Origin of the sequence: Enterobacter sp. 200527-13, from assembly GCF_027924865.1 — a bacterium.
Lineage (GTDB): Bacteria > Pseudomonadota > Gammaproteobacteria > Enterobacterales > Enterobacteriaceae > Enterobacter > Enterobacter ludwigii.
Window position 1 is genome coordinate 39,326 of sequence record NZ_BSCM01000004.1, and the last position, 19,055, is coordinate 58,380.

Below are 19,055 nucleotides of genomic sequence, written 5' to 3' on the forward strand. Positions count from 1 at the left end.
AAAAATGCCATCCTCATCACCTTATTGAAACACCGTTTCGACTTTGATCACATTTCCGCTATTAAGCGAATGACGCAGAAACAAATAGCAATAATATAAAATAAAACGGCGTTTTATTATCCAGGAACACGAGTTCTACCGTATTGAAACCCAGGCGTTTCGCGCAACGATGAAATCGAAAAAAGTCTTATAAAACAAAGTTAAATGAAGTAACCGTGACACGTATTACCCAGAACATCGCCGTTCAGGCTCGGTTTCGACAGCCTTGAAAGGTTGTTACAGACGCAGATTCCGTTTTAAACCATTGATTACCAGGTAGGTAAGTATGAATGAAAACAAGCTGCTGGGGCTCGCGTGGATATCACCCTACATCATTGGGTTGATACTCTTTACGGCTTTCCCCTTCGTCTCATCGTTTTTCCTGAGTTTTACGGATTACGACCTGATGAGCCCGCCGGTATTTAACGGCATTGAAAATTATCGCTACATGTTTACGGAAGACACGCTCTTCTGGACATCAATGGGAGTGACGTTTGCGTATGTATTTCTGACCATTCCCCTGAAGCTCGCCTTTGCATTAGGGATTGCGTTTGTTCTGAACTTTAAATTACGCGGTATTGGATTCTTCCGTACCGCCTACTATATTCCGTCGATCCTCGGCAGCTCCGTAGCCATTGCTGTTTTGTGGCGCGCGCTCTTTGCCATTGATGGTCTGCTGAACAGCTTTATTGGCGTATTTGGTTTTGACCCGGTGAACTGGCTGGGGGAGCCCTCGCTGGCCCTGATGTCGGTCACCCTGCTGCGCGTCTGGCAGTTCGGTTCCGCGATGGTCATCTTCCTGGCCGCGCTGCAAAACGTACCGCAGTCGCAGTATGAAGCTGCGATGATCGATGGGGCATCCAAATGGCAGATGTTCACGAAAGTGACCGTGCCGCTGATCACGCCGGTGATTTTCTTCAACTTCATTATGCAGACCACCCAGGCGTTCCAGGAATTTACCGGACCGTATGTCATTACCGGCGGCGGGCCAACGTATTCCACTTACCTGTTCTCACTCTACATCTACGACACCGCGTTCAAATACTTTGACATGGGTTACGGCGCAGCACTGGCGTGGATCCTGTTCCTGGTGGTGGCCATTTTTGCCGGTATCGCCTTTAAGTCATCGAAATATTGGGTGTTCTACTCCGCCGATAAAGGAGGCAAAAATGGCTGATATCCAACAACTTTCCACGGCGAGGACGATTGCCGAGCGTGAAGTCGCCCGCACGCTGCGCAGAGAGAAAATTAACGCCGCTGTGCGCTACGTGATCCTGCTGTTTGTCGGCCTGCTGATGCTTTATCCGCTGGTGTGGATGTTCTCGGCGTCGTTCAAACCGAACCACGAGATTTTCACCACTCTCAGCCTGTGGCCTGCCCATGCGACCTGGGACGGTTTTGTGAATGGCTGGAAAACCGGTACCGAATACAACTTCGGCCATTACATGCTGAACACCTTTAAGTATGTGATCCCGAAAGTGATCCTGACCATTATCTCCTCCACAATCGTGGCGTACGGCTTTGCGCGCTTTGAAATCCCGTGGAAGAAATTCTGGTTCGCTACCCTCATCACCACCATGCTGCTCCCCAGCACCGTGCTGCTGATCCCGCAGTACCTGATGTTCCGTGAAATGGGCATGCTCAACAGCTATATGCCGCTGTACCTGCCGCTGGCCTTCGCCACCCAGGGGTTCTTCGTCTTCATGCTTATCCAGTTCCTGCGCGGCGTGCCGCGTGACATGGAGGAGGCGGCGCAAATTGACGGCTGTAACTCGCTTCAGGTGCTGTGGTACGTGGTGGTGCCGATCCTGAAACCGGCCATTATCTCCGTCGCCCTGTTCCAGTTCATGTGGTCAATGAACGACTTTATCGGGCCGCTGATTTATGTCTACAGCGTGGATAAATACCCGATAGCACTGGCGCTGAAAATGTCCATCGACGTCACCGAAGGGGCGCCGTGGAACGAAATTCTGGCAATGGCGAGCATCTCCATTCTGCCATCCATCATTGTCTTCTTCCTGGCACAGCGCTACTTCGTCCAGGGCGTCACCAGCAGCGGAATTAAAGGTTAAGAGGGAAATATTATGGCTGAAGTTATCTTCAACAAACTGGAAAAGGTCTACTCCAACGGCTTTAAAGCGGTACATGCCATTGACCTGAAAATCGCTGAAGGAGAGTTCATGGTGATCGTCGGCCCCTCCGGCTGCGCCAAATCCACCACCCTGCGCATGCTGGCCGGCCTGGAAACCATCAGCGGGGGTGAAGTCCGCATCGGCGATAAGATTGTGAACAACCTCGCGCCAAAAGAGCGCGGGATTGCGATGGTGTTCCAGAACTACGCGCTCTATCCCCACATGACGGTGCGCGAAAACCTGGCCTTTGGTCTGAAGCTGAGCAAACTGCCAAAAGATCAGATTGAATCTCAGGTCAACGAAGCGGCCAAAATCCTTGAGCTGGAAGAGTTACTCGACCGCCTGCCACGCCAGCTTTCCGGCGGCCAGGCACAGCGCGTGGCGGTAGGCCGTGCGATTGTGAAAAAGCCGGATGTATTCCTGTTCGACGAACCGCTGTCAAACCTCGACGCCAAACTACGCGCCTCAATGCGCATTCGTATTTCCGACCTGCACAAGCAGTTGAAAAAATCCGGTAAACCGGCGACCACCGTCTACGTCACCCACGACCAGACCGAAGCGATGACCATGGGCGACCGCATCTGCGTGATGAAACTCGGCCACATCATGCAGGTTGATACCCCGGACAACCTCTACCACAAGCCGAAAAACATGTTCGTGGCAGGCTTTATCGGCGCGCCGGAGATGAACATTCGTCAAAGCCTGCTGGTGGAAAGCGCCGGGAAACTGCACATCGCCATCGGCAATGAAACCATGCCGCTGAACGCCGGGATGCAGGAGAAAGTCTCCGCTTATGCCGGGCAGGCCATTTACTACGGCGTACGTCCGGAATTCGTTTCCCTCTCCGACGTACCATTCGTTGACGGGGGCTGCAGTGGCGAAATGGTTCGCGTGGAAAACATGGGCCACGAATTCTTCATCTATCTGAAGGTTGCGGACTACGAACTGACCGCCAGAATTCCTTCCGATGAAGCTAAGCCCATGATTGATAAAGGCCTTCATCGCAAGGTGTATTTCAGATTTGATATGAATAAATGTCATATTTTTGACGCAAAAACTGAACAGAACCTCTCTCTCTGATGGAGTTTATAAAAATGAAAAAAGTGCTTTTAAGCGCAGCAATCTCCGCGACGCTGGGCCTTACCGCTTTGCCATCGATGGCGCAAGATGTCGAATTACGCATGTCCTGGTGGGGCGGTAATGGCCGCCATCAGGTGACGTTGAAAGCGCTGGAGGAATTCCATAAGCAGAACCCGGATATCAACGTTAAAGCAGAGTACACCGGCTGGGATGGGCACCTCTCCCGCCTGACCACTCAAATTGCGGGCGGCACCGAGCCGGATGTGATGCAGACCAACTGGAACTGGCTGCCAATCTTCTCGAAAACCGGCGACGGGTTCTACGACCTGAACAAAATGAAAGACGTGATCGACCTGACCCAGTTCGATCCCAAAGAACTTCAGTCCACCACCATCAACGGCAAGCTGAACGGCATTCCGATCTCCGTCACCGCACGCGTGTTCTACTTCAACGACGAGACCTGGAAAAAAGCCGGTATTGCATACCCGAAAACCTGGGACGAGCTGATGGCAGCGGGTAAAACCTTCGAGAGTAAACTCGGCAAGCAGTACTACCCGGTCGTGCTGGAGCATCAGGACACGCTGGCGTTGCTGAACTCGTACATGATTCAGAAGTACAACATCCCTGCCGTGGACGAGAAAACCAAGAAGTTCGCCTACAGCAAAGCGCAGTGGGTGGAATTCTTCCAGACCTACAAAATGCTGGTGGATAGCCACGTCATGCCGGACACCAAATACTATGCGTCGTTTGGTAAGAGCAACATGTATGAGATGAAGCCGTGGATCCAGGGAGAATGGGCGGGAACCTACATGTGGAACTCCACCATCAACAAGTATTCCGACAACCTGAAGCCACCGGCAAAACTGGTGCTGGGCAGTTACCCGATGCTGCCGGGCGCAACCGATGCGGGCCTTTTCTTCAAACCGGCGCAGATGCTCTCGATTGGTAAATCCACCAAAAACCCGGAAGCGGCGGCGAAACTGATTAACTTCCTGCTGAACAGCAAAGAGGGTGTGGATACGCTGGGTCTGGAGCGTGGCGTGCCGCTGAGTAAAGCCGCGGTACAGTTCCTGACCGAAGACGGCACCATCAAAGAGAGCGATCCGTCGGTCGCGGGGCTGCGTCTGGCGCAGTCTCTGCCGGCCAAACTTTCCGTGTCACCTTACTTTGACGATCCGCAGATTGTGGCCCAGTTCGGCACCTCTCTGCAGTACATCGATTATGGACAGAAATCCGTGGAAGAGACCGCCGCTGACTTCCAGCGTCAGGCTGAACGTATTCTGAAACGCGCGATGCGCTAACGAAAAACCGGGTGGCCTCTTCGCCACCCGGCAACAGATTACACGCCAATATTACGCAGCTTCTCGCCGGACATCAGCCTGCGCTCGATATGCTCCAGCGTGACGCCTTTGGTTTCAGGGATCAGCCAGAACGTGACCCCGATAAACGCGACGTTGAGAACCGTATAGAGCCAGAAGGTTCCTGCCGCGCCAATTGAATCCAGCAGCGTCAGGAAGGTCGCGCCGATGATCATGTTCGACACCCAGTTGGTGGTCGTGGAACAGGTGATGCCAAAGTCACGGCATTTGAGCGGCTGAATTTCGGAACACAGGATCCACACGACGGGCGCAGCGCTCATCGCATATCCGGCAATACACATCATGGTCATGCCAACAGAGAGCCAGGAAAGACCGCTTGAGGCCGTGCCGTTATCAAACTGCATCAGGCAGTAGCCAAGGATCAGCGTACCGAGCGCCATGACGCTAAAGCCAATCTTGAGTGCCGGTTTACGTCCGGCTTTATCCACGGTGAACACCGCGATAAAGGTGGCGAACATAAAGGTCAGCCCCACCACCAGCGTGGCAACCATTTGTTGTTCCGTGGTGGTGAACCCCGCCATTTTGAAGATACGTGGCGCGTAGTACATGATGATGTTCATCCCGGTGAACTGCTGCATCGCCTGCAGCAACATGCCGAGGAACACCGCGCGACGTACGTTGCGGTTGATCTTAAACAGCGCCCAGCCCCCCTGCTTCAGCTTCAGGCTTTCGCGGATCTCGTTCAGCTCTTCACGTGCTTTTTCTGAGGTATCACGCAGCATCCGCAGCACCTCCTCCGCTTCCACATGACGGCCCTTTTGCGCCAGCCAGCGCGGACTGTTTGGCAGGAAAATCACCAGAACAATCAGCACCAGCGCCGGGAGCGCCAGCACGCCCAGCATCGCGCGCCAGTTGCCGCTGTAGCTGAAATAAGTGTCAGACAGAAACGCCAGCACGATACCCAGCGTCACCATCAACTGGTACATACTGATCATCTTGCCGCGCACGTTCTCGCTCGCCATTTCGGAGAGGTACAACGGCGCAGTGTAAGAGGCAATCCCCACCGCCACGCCGAGCAGCACGCGGGAGAGCAGCAGCATTTCCACGTTCGTGGCAAATGCTGACCCAATAGAGCCGGCGACAAACAGAATCGCCCCCACCATCAGGCTGTATTTGCGCCCGAGGCGGAACGAAAGCCAGCCGTTAAACAGCGCGCCGATGGCCGCACCCAGCATCATGCTGCTGACCACCCACTCCTGCAGGCGGTTACTCAACGTAAAGTGATCGGTGATAAAGGGCAGCGCCCCGGCGATCACACCAATATCCAGACCGAACAGTAAACCGGCCACTGCAGCCGCGATGGAGACAAACTGATTCATGCGTCGGGTATCACGCAACGCGGCGGGCATAAGGGTAGAGTCATTTATAGATGTCATATTTTCCTGCCTGAACAGCGAAATTCGTTAACTGAAATTACGAGATAGCGCGGAAAAGTGTCAGGCCGTAATTCGCGAAGATATGGATTATTTCGCTGTGGCATAGCGATCTGTGATGGACATTACAATTTCAACTAACGATGAAATACCGCCAGTTTTTATTAATCATTTAATTTTTAAGCAATAAAACTGTGATGCATATCATTTATGATTTTTTAGTATGGATTTTTCGTCTTGAGCCATATGGATAATGGCAATTTTTAGGCAAAAAAAACCTCCACCCACCGGCAGAGGTTTAAGACGGAATACGCAATTAACGCGCCAGCCAGCCGCCATCGACCGCCACGGTATAGCCGTTGATGTAATCGGATGCCGGAGAGGCCAGGAACACGATCGGCCCCTTGAGATCGTCCGGAAGGCCCCAGCGGCCTGCCGGGATACGGTCGAGGATTTCCGCGCTACGCTGTTCGTCAGCACGCAACTGCTGAGTGTTATTCGTCGCCATGTACCCCGGCGCAATCGCGTTGACGTTGATGTTGTGCTTCGCCCACTCGTTTGCCAGCAGACGGGTAACGCCCATCACCGCGCTCTTGGATGCGGTATAAGACGGCACGCGGATACCGCCCTGGAAGGAGAGCATAGAGGCGATATTAATGATCTTGCCGCCTTTCCCCTGGGCAATAAAGTGTTTCGCCGCCGCCTGGGACATAAAGAAAACGCTCTTAATGTTCAGGTTCATCACGTCGTCCCAGTCGCGCTCGCTGAAATTAATCGCGTCTTCACGGCGAATCAGTCCGGCATTGTTCACCAGAATGTCGATATGGCCGAATTCCGCCACCGCGCGATCCAGCAGTTCAGGGATGGCGTCAATTTTACGCAGATCGGCGGTCAGGCTCAGAAAACGACGACCCAGCGCGGTGACGCGCTCGATGGTTTCAGTAGGCTCAACAATGTTAATCCCGACGATATCGCAGCCCGCTTCCGCCAGCCCTAACGCCATACCCTGACCCAGCCCGGTGTCACAACCGGACACCACAGCCACTTTACCCTGCAGAGAAAATGCATCCAGAATCATGTTTGTTCCTTAATCTTTCAGCGCCTGTCACCAACAGGCAGGTTTATGCTTAACTGCCTGCGGCTAGCGCAGATCGTTAACCGCGACGTGGTCCATGTCATCAAAGACCTGGTTTTCACCGACCATACCCCAGATGAAGGTGTACGCTTTCGTGCCTACGCCCGAATGAATAGACCAGCTCGGCGAAATCACCGCCTGCTCGTTATGCATCACGATATGGCGCGTTTCCTGCGGTTGCCCCATCATGTGGAACACGCAGGCGTCCTCGTCCATGTTGAAGTAGAAATACACTTCCATACGGCGCTCGTGGGTATGGCACGGCATGGTGTTCCACAGGTTGCCCGGAGCAAGCTCGGTCAGCCCCATGCTGAGCTGGCAGGTTTCCAGCACATCCGGAACAAAGTATTTATTGATGGTGCGACGGTTGCTGGTGAGGTTGTCACCCAACGTCACCGGGGCGACATCCGCCGGGGTCACTTTTTTGGTGGGATACGGGGTATGTGCGGGCGCACAGTTGTAGTAAAACTTCGCCGGTTTACCGCTGTCGATGCTGGCGAACACGACCTCTTTCGCCCCTTTACCGACATACAACGCGTCGCGATGACCTATCTCATAGCACTGTCCGTCTACGGTGATGGTACCGGGGCCACCGATGTTAATCACGCCCAGCTCGCGACGCTCAAGGAAATAGCTCACACCAAGCTGTTTACCCACTTCTCCGCCCACGGAGACGGTCTGCGTCACCGGCATAATCCCGCCAACGATAATACGGTCGATATGGCTGTAGACCATGGTGTACTTATCGGCCTCGAACACCTGCTCGACTAAAAACTCATTGCGCAGCCCCTGAGTATCCAGCGTTTTGGCGTGCGCACTGTGGATGCTTTGTCTGACGTCCACCGTAACCTCCAGAAATGATCGTGCCCGCAGGCAGAAAATTAACGAAACGACGTTCCGTTTTCATGATAAGCACAGTCTAGCCCCAGAGAAGGGGGTTTTCAATTACATTTAAAACAACGTTTCATTTTTTCTGTTTGTTTATACCAGAAATGGCGTTCGGATCACGATAAAGAGAGCCAGACATTAATCTCGCCAATGAAACAGACAAAGTGCGCCATCAGTCACACATAATGAAACATTGTTTTGATAATTTAATACTCACTTTTTAATCTACTTTTATCGTTCAAAGGAGTGCATTATGGCTAAAGGTATGCGGGTCAAGCTGAACTACGCGGTCAGCCACGATCCGGATACAGGCGTGGAAGTCACCCGCCTGACCCCACCCGACGTGACCTGTCACCGCAACTACTTCTATCAGAAGTGCTTCTTTAATGATGGCAGCCACCTGCTGTTCGCAGGGGCGTTTGACGGTCACTGGAACTACTACCTGCTGGATCTGCAGAAGGCCGAAGCGGTACAGCTGACGGAAGGCGCGGGGGATAATACCTTTGGCGGGTTCCTCTCTCCGGATGATAAATCCTTCTACTATGTGAAGAACGACCGCACGCTGCTGGAGGTAGATCTCCATACCCTGGTAGAACGGGAGGTGTACCGTGTCCCCGATGACTGGGTCGGTTACGGTACCTGGGTCGCCAACAGCGACTGCACCAAACTGGTTGGGATAGAAATCGCCCGACGTGACTGGACGCCGCTCAACGACTGGAAAGTTTTCCACGACTTCTTCCATAAGGGGCCGCACTGTCGACTGCTACGGGTGGATCTGAAAACCGGTTTAAGCACCACAATCCACGAAGAGAAAAACTGGCTTGGCCACCCTATCTATCGTCCGTTTGATGACAACACGGTGGCGTTTTGCCATGAAGGGCCGCACGACCTGGTCGACGCCCGCATGTGGCTGGTCAACGAAGATGGTACGCACGTGCGCAAAGTGAAAACGCATGCGGAAGGCGAAAGCTGTACCCATGAATTCTGGGTGCCGAACGGTTCTGCCCTTGTGTATGTCTCTTATCTGAAGGGCCAAAAGGGCCGCACCATCTGCAGCTTCAATCCGGATACGGGCGTCAATGACGCAGTCATGCCAATGCCCGCCTGTTCCCATCTGATGAGCAACGTTGACGGCTCCCTGCTGGTGGGCGACGGTTCAGGCACGCCGGTTGATGTGAAGGATACGCACGGTTACACCATCGATAACGATCCGTATCTGTACGCCTTTGACGTGGCGAAAAAAAGCTACTTCCGCATTGCCCGTCACGACACCTCTTGGGCAACGGTGGCAAATAGCCGCCAGGTCACCCACCCGCATCCCTCCTTTACTCCGGATGAGAAAGCGGTGCTGTTCAGTTCCGATAAAGACGGTCAACCCGCCCTCTATATCGCGAAACTTCCTGAGCAACCTGAAATGTTGCATGCATGATTTGAGTTTGTGTTTCTGTAACTGGCCTTGCCCTCCGTTCCGGAGGGCTTTTTTTTCAGTGGGCTTTTGCCCGTTGGGCGGCGCTTATCAGACATGGGTAAGCCGGGTAGGCACTGGCGCTACCCGGCAATGTTCAGCGGAATAACGTGATATCAGAAAGAATAGGCCACGCCTAAACGAAGGCGGGTCTGGCGTTCATCGGTGTCTTTCACGCCGATGTTACCCACTTCAACATACGGTGCCCAGTTTTTATCCCACTTATACGCCAGCTTGGCGTTATATTCGTTGGAATAATCTTTGTTATTATTACGAACCATACCTTCAGAACTCTTCGCATAAACATAATTGAGTTCGGTACGCCAGTCACCCATTACCCAGCCAACCCAGGCATCACCACGGTTAACTTTGTCGTCATCTTTATTCGAGCTTGACGGGTAGCGGGTATATTCATAACGATAACGCGCGGCAACGTAGAAGCCGTTGTCGAAACTATATTGCAGATGCAGATTCGGTTTATATATTGTGCGGCTGTCGTTACTTTCAAGGGTAAACGCCGGCGTCAGTGCAATATTCTCAGTCGCTTTCCAGCGCCAGCTAATTTGATCTTCATGCCCGTTACCCACCACATCCGCAAACGGCTGATCGGCTTTATCACCACCGGATTTCCATTTAGCTTCAACAGAAAAACCGACCCCGTTAGCAAAGCGATGTGAGACCGAGACACGGTCAGCATTGGCACCACTGTCGATATATTCATGGCGCAGATCGACGGTAACGGCCTGAGCCATGAAGGACGTACCGATAAGGGAAGTAAGGACCAGAGATTTCTTAAACATGAAAAAACCCTCAACTGAAATAATGTTTCTTATTTATGAAACTGCAGTTTATTTTTTAAAGAACATTATTTTAGTGACAAAGATCGTAATTATTTGTTTCATTTTTTTTGGCAAAGATGGACGTGACACCCATCAACAAACAGGGTGTATTAACGTGAAATTATCTGAGGGGGATCACACTAAGACGTTAACAACGATAATAATTAAGGCCGTAATTATTCAATAACAGAGTGAGAATGTGCTAATAACGGTTAATTCGTCATTCGTTATGTAAAAAAAAACCTCCTGAAGGGAGGCTCTTTTATGCGGGCGGGATTTTAGCGTTCAATGGCGAGGGCGACACCTTGTCCACCACCGATACAGAGCGTCGCAATGCCTTTGCGGGCATTGCGCTTTTTCATTTCATGCACCAGCGATACCAGAATTCGACAACCGGACGCGCCGATAGGATGACCCAGTGCGATTGCCCCACCGTTCACGTTCACCCGCAGGGGATCCCATTCCAGCATTTTGCCAACCGAGATTGCCTGTGCGGCAAAGGCCTCGTTGACTTCAATCAGATCCACATCAGAGAGCTGCCACCCTGCGCGCTCCAGGCAGCGACGGGTAGCATAAACCGGGGCGATACCCATTAACGCAGGATCAACACCCACGCTGGCAAATGCCTTAATGCGGGCCAGGACGGGCAGATCCAGCTCGAGGGCTTTGCTTTCACTCATCATCATCACGGCCGCAGCGCCATCATTAATGGAGGAGGCGTTTCCCGCCGTCACTGAGCCCTGAGTTTCAAACGCAGGATTGAGCCTCGCCAGCCCTTCAGCGCTGGCGTCGGTGCGCGGCTGCTCATCGGTATCCACCACGGCAACCTCACCGTTCTGACGCTGCGTGCTGACCGGGACGATTTCATTCCGAAAGCGCCCGGCATCAATCGCCGCGCGCGCTTTTTGCTGCGAGCTTAACGCGTAAGCGTCCTGCAACTCACGGCTGATACCATACTCACGTGCCAGATTTTCCGCCGTCACGCCCATATGATAGTCATTGAACGCATCCCACAGACCGTCATGCACCAGACTGTCGAGCAACTGGCTGTTGCCCAGCTGCGCGCCGGTACGGCTGTCGGTCAGCACGTGTGGTGCCCGGCTCATATTTTCTTGTCCGCCGGCAATCACGACATCCGCTTCACCACACTGAATGGCCTGCGTCGCCAGATGCAGCGCTTTTAACCCTGAGCCACAGACGTCGTTGATGGTGATAGCGGAGACGGTATTGGGCAGGCCGCCCTTGAGGGCCGCCTGACGGGCAGGGTTTTGCCCGGCACCGGCGGTCAGCACCTGTCCCAGGATCACCTCATCAATTTCATGTGCTGCAATCCCGCTGCGTTCCACCAGCGCTTTCACCACTACGCTGCCCAAATCAACAGCCGAGTGGCGTGCAAGCGCCCCCTGAAAACAGCCGATAGCCGTACGCAACGCACCCACTATAACGACATCTTTCATCACAACCTCTGTGTTAAATGACATGACGATAGTAGTGGATTGTTATTGGCAATTATCTTAATTGTTTAAAAATAGTGAGTTTAATCACAAGGATTAGCGCGCATCCTGCAGATACTGCCGCAGCCAGCTTCCGGCAACGCCGGGCGGGGATCGTTTATTCCAGAGCAGATCGATACCGATCGCCCGTGGCCAGCCGGGGACATTCAGCTGCACCAGCGATTTCGCGGCGGCAAATTCATCCACCAGCGCGCACGGCAGCACGCACCAGCCAAATCCCTGCACCGCCATACTCAGCAGTAACAGGTAGTTGGGTGCCGACCAGACGGGTCCGCGTGCGAGCGTTGCCTCCCGCTCCAGATAGGTGCTCAGCCGCAATTCCCGCCAGCCGTGCAGCTCATCGGCCTGGATTTCTTGCTGCCCGGCCAGAGGATGGTTGGTCGCGACATAGATTGCCATCCGGGTCTGTATCGGCAACCGGGTAAAACCAATATCGGTCGGATAACTGTCACGCGCTTCCGTGAGACCAACCTGCGCACGCGACTTCTGCAGCAGATCGATAACGTCCTCTTCCTCGCCAATCAGGCATTCAAATTCGGTATGGGGAAAGCGCTGGTCGAACTGGTTCATCAGGTCTTCCAGGACGTCCGGGTTGAGGGTATCGGAAAGAACAAACGTCAGGCGCGCCTCCGTTTGTGCCGTTAACGACACCGCCAGCTCGTCAAGCCGCGTGCTGGCCGCGAGGATCGCCTGCACATAACCCAGTACCTGTTCGCCCTGGGCGGTTAACACCGGCTGACGGGCCGAACGGTCAAACAGATCGAAGCCCAGATCGGCTTCAAGATTGGCGATGGATGTGCTCACGGTCGACTGGCTTTTACGTAACCGACGCGCGGCGGCAGAAAAAGAGCCCGCCGCGACGGTCTCAACGAATGCGGTAAGGGCTTCAGGTGAATAACGCATGCACTATCTACTTTATCGATGGATACCATCTTTAATATATCACCTTTAGCGATAACAATAGGCCGCATCAACGCCAAAATGCGTATTCACGAGGTCTAAAACTATGCAACATCAGGATGCACTCCAACGTAAACTGCCGGAGCGGATCTTTCATGCCGTCTGTTTCGAAGGGATTGCCACGGCGATCCTCGCCCCGACGGCGGCGTGGCTTATGCAACGTTCCGTGGTGGAGATGGGTGGGTTGACCATTATCCTGGCAACCACCGCCATGCTCTGGAACATTATCTATAACGTCGGCTTCGACCGTTTCTGGCCGGTTCACCGCATCACACGCACGGCAAAAATCCGCGCACTGCATGCGCTGGGATTCGAGTGCGGGTTTATTGTGATCGGCGTGTCGATAGTCGCCGCGGTGCTGGGCGTCACGCTGCTGCAGGCATTCACACTGGAAATTGGTTTCTTCCTGTTCTTCCTGCCGTACACCATGTTCTATAACTGGGCTTACGATACGCTGCGCGAGAAATTCCTTAAACGTCGCCAGCAGCGACGCGCCCTTGCAGGCTAATTCCCTCTGGCCGGACGCCCGCTCCGGCCAAACTCCTTCGAAGCAACTGCGCTCTCAACCCATAATTATGGTAAATTGCGCTCCATTCTGTTGGTTTGATAGTTGATACGTTGCTCTAATGTCGAAAATTTGGTCAAAAGATGAGACTCTCTGGAGTTTCGCTCTCTATGGCACGGCCGTGGGCGCAGGAACGCTGTTCTTGCCCATTCAGCTGGGCTCCGCAGGCGCTATCGTCCTGTTTATCACTGCCCTTGTGGCCTACCCATTAACCTACTGGCCGCACCGCGCGCTGGCACAATTCATCCTGTCGTCGAAAACAAAAGGCAATGAAGGGATCACCGGCGCCGTCTCCCATTATTACGGCAGGAAGATAGGCAACCTGATCACCACGCTCTATTTCATCGCCTTCTTCGTGGTGGTGCAGATTTATGCAGTGGCCATCACCAACTCGTTAACTGAGCAGCTGGCAAAACACATGACGGTGGATACCGCCGTTCGCGTGCTGGTCAGTTTTGGCGTGGTGCTGGTGTTAAATCTGATCTTCCTGATGGGACGGCATATCACCATAAAAGTGATGGGCTTCCTGGTGTTTCCGCTGATCGCCTACTTCCTGTTTGTCTCGCTCTATCTAACCGGAAGCTGGCAACCCGCGCTGCTCACTAGCCAGATGGCATTTGACCGCCATACGCTGCATCAGGTCTGGATTTCGATCCCGGTGATGGTATTCGCTTTCAGCCATACGCCAATTATCTCGACGTTTGCCGTTGACCGCCGTGAGAAGTTTGGCGACGCCGCCATGGACAAGTGCAAGAAAATCATGAAGGTGGCGTACCTGATTATCTGCCTGAGCGTGCTGTTCTTTGTGTTCAGCTGCCTGCTCTCAATTCCACCGTCCTATATCGTTTCGGCAAAAGAGGAAGGGGTAACCATTCTGTCAGCGCTGTCGATGATGCCCTCTTCTCCGGCATGGCTGGGGATTTCCGGGATTATTGTGGCGATTATCGCCATGTCGAAATCGTTCCTCGGCACCTATTTTGGGGTGATCGAAGGGGCGACGGAGATTGTGAAGTCATCGCTGAACCAGGTGGGCGTGAAAAAGAGCCGCGCCTTTAACCGCGCGATCTCCATCATGGGGGTGTCGTTAATCACCTTTGCGGTGTGCTGCATTAATCCGAATGCCATTTCGATGATTTATGCCATCAGCGGTCCGCTTATCGCCATGATCCTGTTTATCATGCCGACGCTGTCGACGTACCTGATCCCGTCCCTGAAACCGTACCGATCTGTCGGCAACCTGTTGACGCTGATCGTTGGCGTACTGTGCGTGTCAGTGATGTTTGTAGGCTAAACGCCCCTGCGCCCGGCGTTCTGCCGGGCGCGTTATTCGTCACGCCCTGAAATGTCGAGCGGAAACGGCCTGTCCTGCACGACCGTTTTCATGACCAGCGTTGAGCGAAGATGCTGAACGCCGGGCATCGCAGAGAGCTTCTCATCATAAAGTTTCTGAAAAGCCGGCAGGTCGCGGGTCACGACGTGCATCAGATAATCAGGATCGCCAAACAAACGCTGCGCCAGCACAATTTGCGGGATCTCTTCCACCGCCTCCTCAAAGGCGCTCACCGCTTTTCTGTCGCCCTCTTTTAGCGTCGCAAACACGATCGCCAGAAAGTTAAACCCCATTTTGGCGGGATCGAGACTGGCCCGGTATCCCGTAATGGCCCCGCTCTGCTCCAGTGCCCGCACGCGCCGGTGACACGGCGAGAGGCTCAGGTTCACCCGTTCAGCCAGCTCCGTAAGAGATAAACGGCCATCCGCCTGCAACTGCGCAAGAATTTTTCGATCGATGCTGTCCATGTGGAAGATTTTGTCAATTTCACCGTCTTTTGAGCATAACATTGAAAACTCATTTCGTCCGGATACCGATATGCTTTCTCTCTGTTGACGGGTGAAATTCTGGAGTTTTACAGACGATGGAAATGAGTATTGTGGCTGGGTTTTGGGTGGTGTCTTTCCTGCTCATCATGACGCCGGGCGCCGACTGGGCTTACGCCATTAGCGCCGGCATCCACGGGCGGCGCGTGGTACCCGCAGTGATGGGCCTCATGTCCGGGCATCTGCTGGCGACACTGATTGTGGTCGCGGGCGTGGGCGTCATGATGGCGCAACATCCGCTGGCATTATCCGGGCTGACGATAGCGGGAGCACTTTACTTGCTGTGGCTTGGTATCTCACTGTTACGCGCTCCTGGCGCACCGGAAAGCGCCACAACCTCGGCGGCAAACTGGAAACAGTGGGCGGTGAAGGGATTATGTATCAGCGGCCTTAACCCGAAAGTTTTTTTGCTGTTCCTTGCCCTGCTTCCACAATTTACTGACCCGACGGGAAGCTGGTCGGTTGCGATGCAGATGTCCGCGCTGGGCTTGCTACACCTCATCACCTGTACGCTGGTCTATCTGCTGGTGGGATACGGTTCAAAAGCCATCCTGGCCACCCGCCCGCAGGCCGCGCGTCTGGTGAGCAGAGCATCAGGGGGAATGATGGTAGTGATTGCGGCGGTGCTGCTGTTTGAACAGATCAGATGAAAAAACACCGGCCATTGCCGGTGTGTTTCTACGCCCGAATATCGTCATATTCCCGCGTATTATCAAACTCATGTTTGGCAAACGGGCATAGCGGGATAATTTTTCGGTTTTCACCGCGCATCTTCGCGACCACTTTTGCCACCAGCTGTTTACCCACACCTTGCCCTTTCAGGCTCGGATCCACATCGGTGTGCTCGATAATGCTCAGATGCTCACCGGTCGGTACGAAGACAATCTCTGCAACCTGGTTACCGTCAGCATCGTTGACGTAAAACTTGTTATGGCCTTCCAGAATATCCATGGTTCCTCGCTTATTTTTGGCGATACTTCAGCGCACCGCTCGGGCAGGTATCAATCACATGTACAACCGTTTCGACGTCCACTTCATCCGGTATAATCCACGGTTTACGTTTCAGGTTGAAGAGCTTAGCGCTCCCGCGCACGCAATTTCCTGAGTGTTTGCAGATCGCGGTGTTGAAGTAAACGTCAATTTTCTCTCCGGTATAGGCCCGGTAGCCTGCATCCAGTAGCGCTTTATCCACGACATTGCCTCTGTAATTATTCGGGTGCTGAATGAAGCATAGCCTTACGCGATCCTGATAGCTATAACCCCCAAAACGAAAAGCCAGGTCACAACTCTGTTTTCGCCAGATTGCATCCCCCATTTCCTCATGTCAGTCTGCGCAGACCGCTCTAATCAGACACCCCGCGTCAGGTCGTATGAAACGCAGACTCTCTTTTCAGGTAAAACTTTTTTTAGCGCTGGTGTGCTTCTCCTGCCTGCTGTTAGTTCTGCTGGGAACCATCCTGTTTCATTTTATTGACCGGCAATTGCATCACGATCTCGGCCAGCGCGCCCGGGTTCAGGCCAGCGAAATCGCGTTGATGCCGGGTCTGGCGGAAAACGTCGCGGCCAGAAATATCCCCGCCATCGCCCGTTTAATTCAGCCTATACGGGCCGAAAGTGATGCCAGTTATATTGTCATTGGCGATACCCGGGAACAGCATCTCTATCATTCAGAATCACCGGAACGCATCAATTTACCGATGATCGGCGGGGATAATGCGGAGGTATTACAAGGCAAAACAATTATTTCGGTGCGTAAGGGTGGGATTGGGGTTTCACTGCGCAGCAAAGCGCCCATCTTTAATGCGCAGCATCAGGTGATTGGGATTGTCTCGGTCGGTTATTTGACGTCGTACATTGCGAATATCAATGCGCGTATTCTCTGGCAGTCCGGGTTATACGGTATGGGTCTGTTGCTGTTACTGTTTATTTTTTCCTGGTTGTTTACCCGCAATCTTAAAAAGCAGATGTTCCGCCTTGAGCCAAAAGATATTGCGCAACTGGTCTTACAGCAACGCGCACTGCTGGAAGCAATGTATGAAGGGGTATTTGCCGTCAATGAAGAAAAGCAGCTGATTTTAATTAACCGTGCCGCCAGAGAGATGCTGGATATTCATCAAAGTGAGAAAGCGCTTATCGGCAAACCGCTGGAAGACGTTCTGCAAACGTCCCCCGGTTTTTTATCTCAGCGCTACGCCTCGGTTAGCCGCGGCAACCACGACCAGATTGCGGTGCTTAACCAGCGCGAGGTGATTGTGAACCGCGTGGCGATTGAGGTTGAACCTGGTGTTGAAAGCGGTTGGGTTTATAGCTTTCGCGACAAGAATGATATCAACACTCTCAGCAGCCAGCTAAGCCAGATTAAACGCTATGCGGATAACCTGCGCATTATGCGTCATGAACAGCTGAACTGGACCGCCACGCTGGTGGGGTTGCTGCAGATGAAACACTATGACGAGGCGATCCGTTACATCCAGGCACAGTCAGAAGGGGCGCAGCGCGTGCTGGACTTCGTCTCAGCCCATTTTGTCTCGCCGGCCCTGTGCGGATTGCTGCTAGGGAAATATGTCAGCGCCCGGGAAAAGGGCGTTGAACTGCAGTTTGATCCCGCCTGCCAGCTCACCCGCATGCCTGCCAGCATCACGGAAACGGAGCTGGTGTCGGTGATTGGCAACCTGCTGGATAACGCCGTTGACGCCACCCTGAAAGCCCCGGTTCCCGCACCTGTAGAGCTTTACATTTCCGATCGCAACCAGGAGTTGCTGATAGAGGTGGCCGATCGGGGTTGCGGGGTGGATGAGGCGATGAAACCGCATCTTTTCCGCCAGGGATTCAGCAGCAAGCCGGAAAGCGAGAACGACATTGTGGGCACAGAGCACGGTATTGGCCTGTTTCTGGTGGCAGGCTATATCAACAAGGCGGGCGGCAGCATTGAGATAACGGATAACGCTCCTCAAGGCACGATATTCTCTGTGTTTATTCCCAATCCACTCCCCGTTCGACAGGGCTAACGCATGACCACGACCCGAGCACTTGATGTTGTGATTGTTGAGGATGAGCCGCACCTGGCGGAACTGCATCGCGAGTATATCGAGCAAAATTTCCATTTGCGCGTAGTGGGCATTGCCGCGTCGATTGAGCAGGCGTGTAACCTGATACGCCAGCATCAGCCGAGGCTGATACTGCTGGACAATTATCTCCCGGACGGTAAAGGCGTGGCGTTAATCGATAACCCGCTCCTGAAAAGCTATGAATGCTCGGTGATCTTTATCACCGCAGCCAGCGATATGCAGACCTGTAGCCATGCCATGCGCAGCGGCGCGTTTGACTACCTGATTAAGCCTGTTTTTTTCCAGCGTCTGCACGCCTCGCTGGAGCGTTTTATGCGTTTCATCCACACCGTGCAGCAGGTGAAGGTTGTCGACCAGCATGCGCTGGATCGCCTGTTTAACCTCCCCGCGGCGGACACCTCGCAGACCCCGTCCACAAAGGGTATTGAGCCCCACACCCTGGACCGTATTAAGCGTTTATTTGCGGAACACCCCGAAAAAACAATGTCGGTGGAAGAGGTGGTGGGATACGTCGGGATCAGCAAAACCACGGGCCGCCGTTATCTGGAATACTGCGTGGAAAGTGGGTTAATCAGCATCGAAATGCTGTATGGCAATATCGGTCATCCCAGAAGGCTTTACCGCAAAGCGGCAGAGAAAACGTAATCCGCAACCGTTCGTTTGCTAAGCGTCGCGGATTTTATGGTGTTAATTGCTGAAACGACGCCGACAATCACACTTCGGAACCGCAACCCGCGCCCCCC

At 53.5% G+C, this 19,055-nt stretch carries 19 protein-coding genes; 10 read left to right on the top strand and 9 right to left on the bottom strand.

What is annotated here, in order from left to right; translation table 11 throughout:
- Nucleotides 1-325 precede the first annotated feature (325 nt).
- From QMG44_RS14905 to QMG44_RS14920, 4 genes are read left to right on the top strand one after another with little or no spacing between them, the layout of a single operon-like run.
- Nucleotides 326-1,216, top strand: coding sequence for a carbohydrate ABC transporter permease (locus QMG44_RS14905; protein ID WP_014171468.1), 891 nt, complete (start codon nt 326-328; stop codon nt 1,214-1,216).
- A complete protein-coding gene (locus QMG44_RS14910; protein WP_025203331.1) occupies nt 1,209-2,111 on the top strand; it encodes a carbohydrate ABC transporter permease in 903 nt (300 codons plus the stop codon). Before QMG44_RS14905 ends, QMG44_RS14910 begins: the two co-directional genes overlap by 8 nt.
- 12 nt (nt 2,112-2,123) lie before the next feature.
- Nucleotides 2,124-3,251, top strand: coding sequence for an ABC transporter ATP-binding protein (locus QMG44_RS14915; RefSeq protein WP_086532149.1), 1,128 nt, complete (start codon nt 2,124-2,126; stop codon nt 3,249-3,251).
- A gap of 14 nt (nt 3,252-3,265) precedes the next feature.
- On the top strand, nt 3,266-4,552 hold the full coding sequence (locus QMG44_RS14920) for an ABC transporter substrate-binding protein (protein WP_086532911.1): 1,287 nt from the start codon (nt 3,266-3,268) through the stop codon (nt 4,550-4,552).
- A 38-nt stretch (nt 4,553-4,590) separates the two neighbouring features.
- Here the strand turns inward: QMG44_RS14920 and QMG44_RS14925 are convergent, their stop codons facing one another.
- The 3 genes from QMG44_RS14925 to kduI form a co-directional block, all read right to left on the bottom strand.
- Complete coding sequence (locus QMG44_RS14925) at nt 4,591-6,024, bottom strand: sugar porter family MFS transporter (protein ID WP_226777985.1); 1,434 nt, start codon at nt 6,022-6,024, stop codon at nt 4,591-4,593.
- A gap of 295 nt (nt 6,025-6,319) precedes the next feature.
- The gene (gene kduD / locus QMG44_RS14930; RefSeq protein ID WP_014171473.1) at nt 6,320-7,081 is read right to left on the bottom strand and encodes a 2-dehydro-3-deoxy-D-gluconate 5-dehydrogenase KduD; all 762 of its coding nucleotides are present in this window, start codon (nt 7,079-7,081) and stop codon (nt 6,320-6,322) included.
- 63 nt (nt 7,082-7,144) lie between these two features.
- Entirely contained in the window at nt 7,145-7,981 is an 837-nt protein-coding gene (gene kduI / locus QMG44_RS14935) for a 5-dehydro-4-deoxy-D-glucuronate isomerase (RefSeq protein WP_025203329.1), read from the bottom strand.
- A 298-nt stretch (nt 7,982-8,279) separates the two neighbouring features.
- On the opposite strand from kduI, the gene QMG44_RS14940 reads away from it, so the two are divergent.
- Nucleotides 8,280-9,455, top strand: coding sequence for an oligogalacturonate lyase family protein (locus QMG44_RS14940; protein WP_281853155.1), 1,176 nt, complete (start codon nt 8,280-8,282; stop codon nt 9,453-9,455).
- A 152-nt stretch (nt 9,456-9,607) separates the two neighbouring features.
- Here QMG44_RS14940 and QMG44_RS14945 read toward each other — a convergent pair whose 3' ends face one another.
- The 3 genes from QMG44_RS14945 to QMG44_RS14955 all read right to left on the bottom strand — a co-directional run bounded on the left by QMG44_RS14945 (nt 9,608) and on the right by QMG44_RS14955 (nt 12,747).
- A complete protein-coding gene (locus tag QMG44_RS14945) occupies nt 9,608-10,291 on the bottom strand; it encodes a porin (RefSeq protein WP_014171477.1) in 684 nt (227 codons plus the stop codon).
- A 317-nt stretch (nt 10,292-10,608) separates the two neighbouring features.
- Nucleotides 10,609-11,787, bottom strand: a complete 1,179-nt coding sequence (locus QMG44_RS14950) for an acetyl-CoA C-acetyltransferase (RefSeq protein WP_086532148.1) — start codon at nt 11,785-11,787, stop codon at nt 10,609-10,611.
- A gap of 93 nt (nt 11,788-11,880) precedes the next feature.
- Entirely contained in the window at nt 11,881-12,747 is an 867-nt protein-coding gene (locus QMG44_RS14955; RefSeq protein ID WP_014171479.1) for a LysR family transcriptional regulator, read from the bottom strand.
- Nucleotides 12,748-12,850: 103 nt separating this feature from the next.
- Between QMG44_RS14955 and QMG44_RS14960 the strand changes: the two genes are divergently transcribed.
- Together QMG44_RS14960 and QMG44_RS14965 are read left to right on the top strand one after the other, a co-directional pair.
- Complete coding sequence (locus QMG44_RS14960; RefSeq protein ID WP_014171480.1) at nt 12,851-13,312, top strand: multidrug/biocide efflux PACE transporter; 462 nt, start codon at nt 12,851-12,853, stop codon at nt 13,310-13,312.
- A gap of 118 nt (nt 13,313-13,430) precedes the next feature.
- Nucleotides 13,431-14,660, top strand: a complete 1,230-nt coding sequence (locus tag QMG44_RS14965) for an amino acid permease (RefSeq protein ID WP_020883758.1) — start codon at nt 13,431-13,433, stop codon at nt 14,658-14,660.
- A 32-nt stretch (nt 14,661-14,692) separates the two neighbouring features.
- On the opposite strand, the gene QMG44_RS14970 is transcribed toward QMG44_RS14965, so the two are convergent.
- Nucleotides 14,693-15,166 (bottom strand): Lrp/AsnC family transcriptional regulator, encoded by a 474-nt coding sequence (locus QMG44_RS14970; protein ID WP_032670215.1) that lies wholly within the window; start codon nt 15,164-15,166, stop codon nt 14,693-14,695.
- Nucleotides 15,167-15,282: 116 nt separating this feature from the next.
- On the opposite strand from QMG44_RS14970, the gene QMG44_RS14975 reads away from it, so the two are divergent.
- Complete coding sequence (locus tag QMG44_RS14975) at nt 15,283-15,894, top strand: LysE family translocator (RefSeq protein WP_086532147.1); 612 nt, start codon at nt 15,283-15,285, stop codon at nt 15,892-15,894.
- A gap of 28 nt (nt 15,895-15,922) precedes the next feature.
- Here QMG44_RS14975 and QMG44_RS14980 read toward each other — a convergent pair whose 3' ends face one another.
- Both QMG44_RS14980 and yjdI read right to left on the bottom strand, forming a co-directional pair.
- Complete coding sequence (locus tag QMG44_RS14980) at nt 15,923-16,195, bottom strand: GNAT family N-acetyltransferase (RefSeq protein ID WP_014171484.1); 273 nt, start codon at nt 16,193-16,195, stop codon at nt 15,923-15,925.
- A gap of 10 nt (nt 16,196-16,205) precedes the next feature.
- Nucleotides 16,206-16,436, bottom strand: a complete 231-nt coding sequence (yjdI, locus tag QMG44_RS14985) for a 4Fe-4S mono-cluster protein YjdI (protein WP_020883756.1) — start codon at nt 16,434-16,436, stop codon at nt 16,206-16,208.
- A gap of 178 nt (nt 16,437-16,614) precedes the next feature.
- On the opposite strand from yjdI, the gene QMG44_RS14990 reads away from it, so the two are divergent.
- Nucleotides 16,615-18,252 carry a sensor histidine kinase gene (locus QMG44_RS14990; RefSeq protein WP_025203323.1) on the top strand — a complete coding sequence of 546 codons (1,638 nt, stop codon included), beginning with the start codon at nt 16,615-16,617 and terminating at the stop codon, nt 18,250-18,252.
- 3 nt (nt 18,253-18,255) lie between these two features.
- Nucleotides 18,256-18,957 (top strand): response regulator, encoded by a 702-nt coding sequence (locus tag QMG44_RS14995; RefSeq protein ID WP_086532145.1) that lies wholly within the window; start codon nt 18,256-18,258, stop codon nt 18,955-18,957.
- Nucleotides 18,958-19,055: the final 98 nt, after the last annotated feature.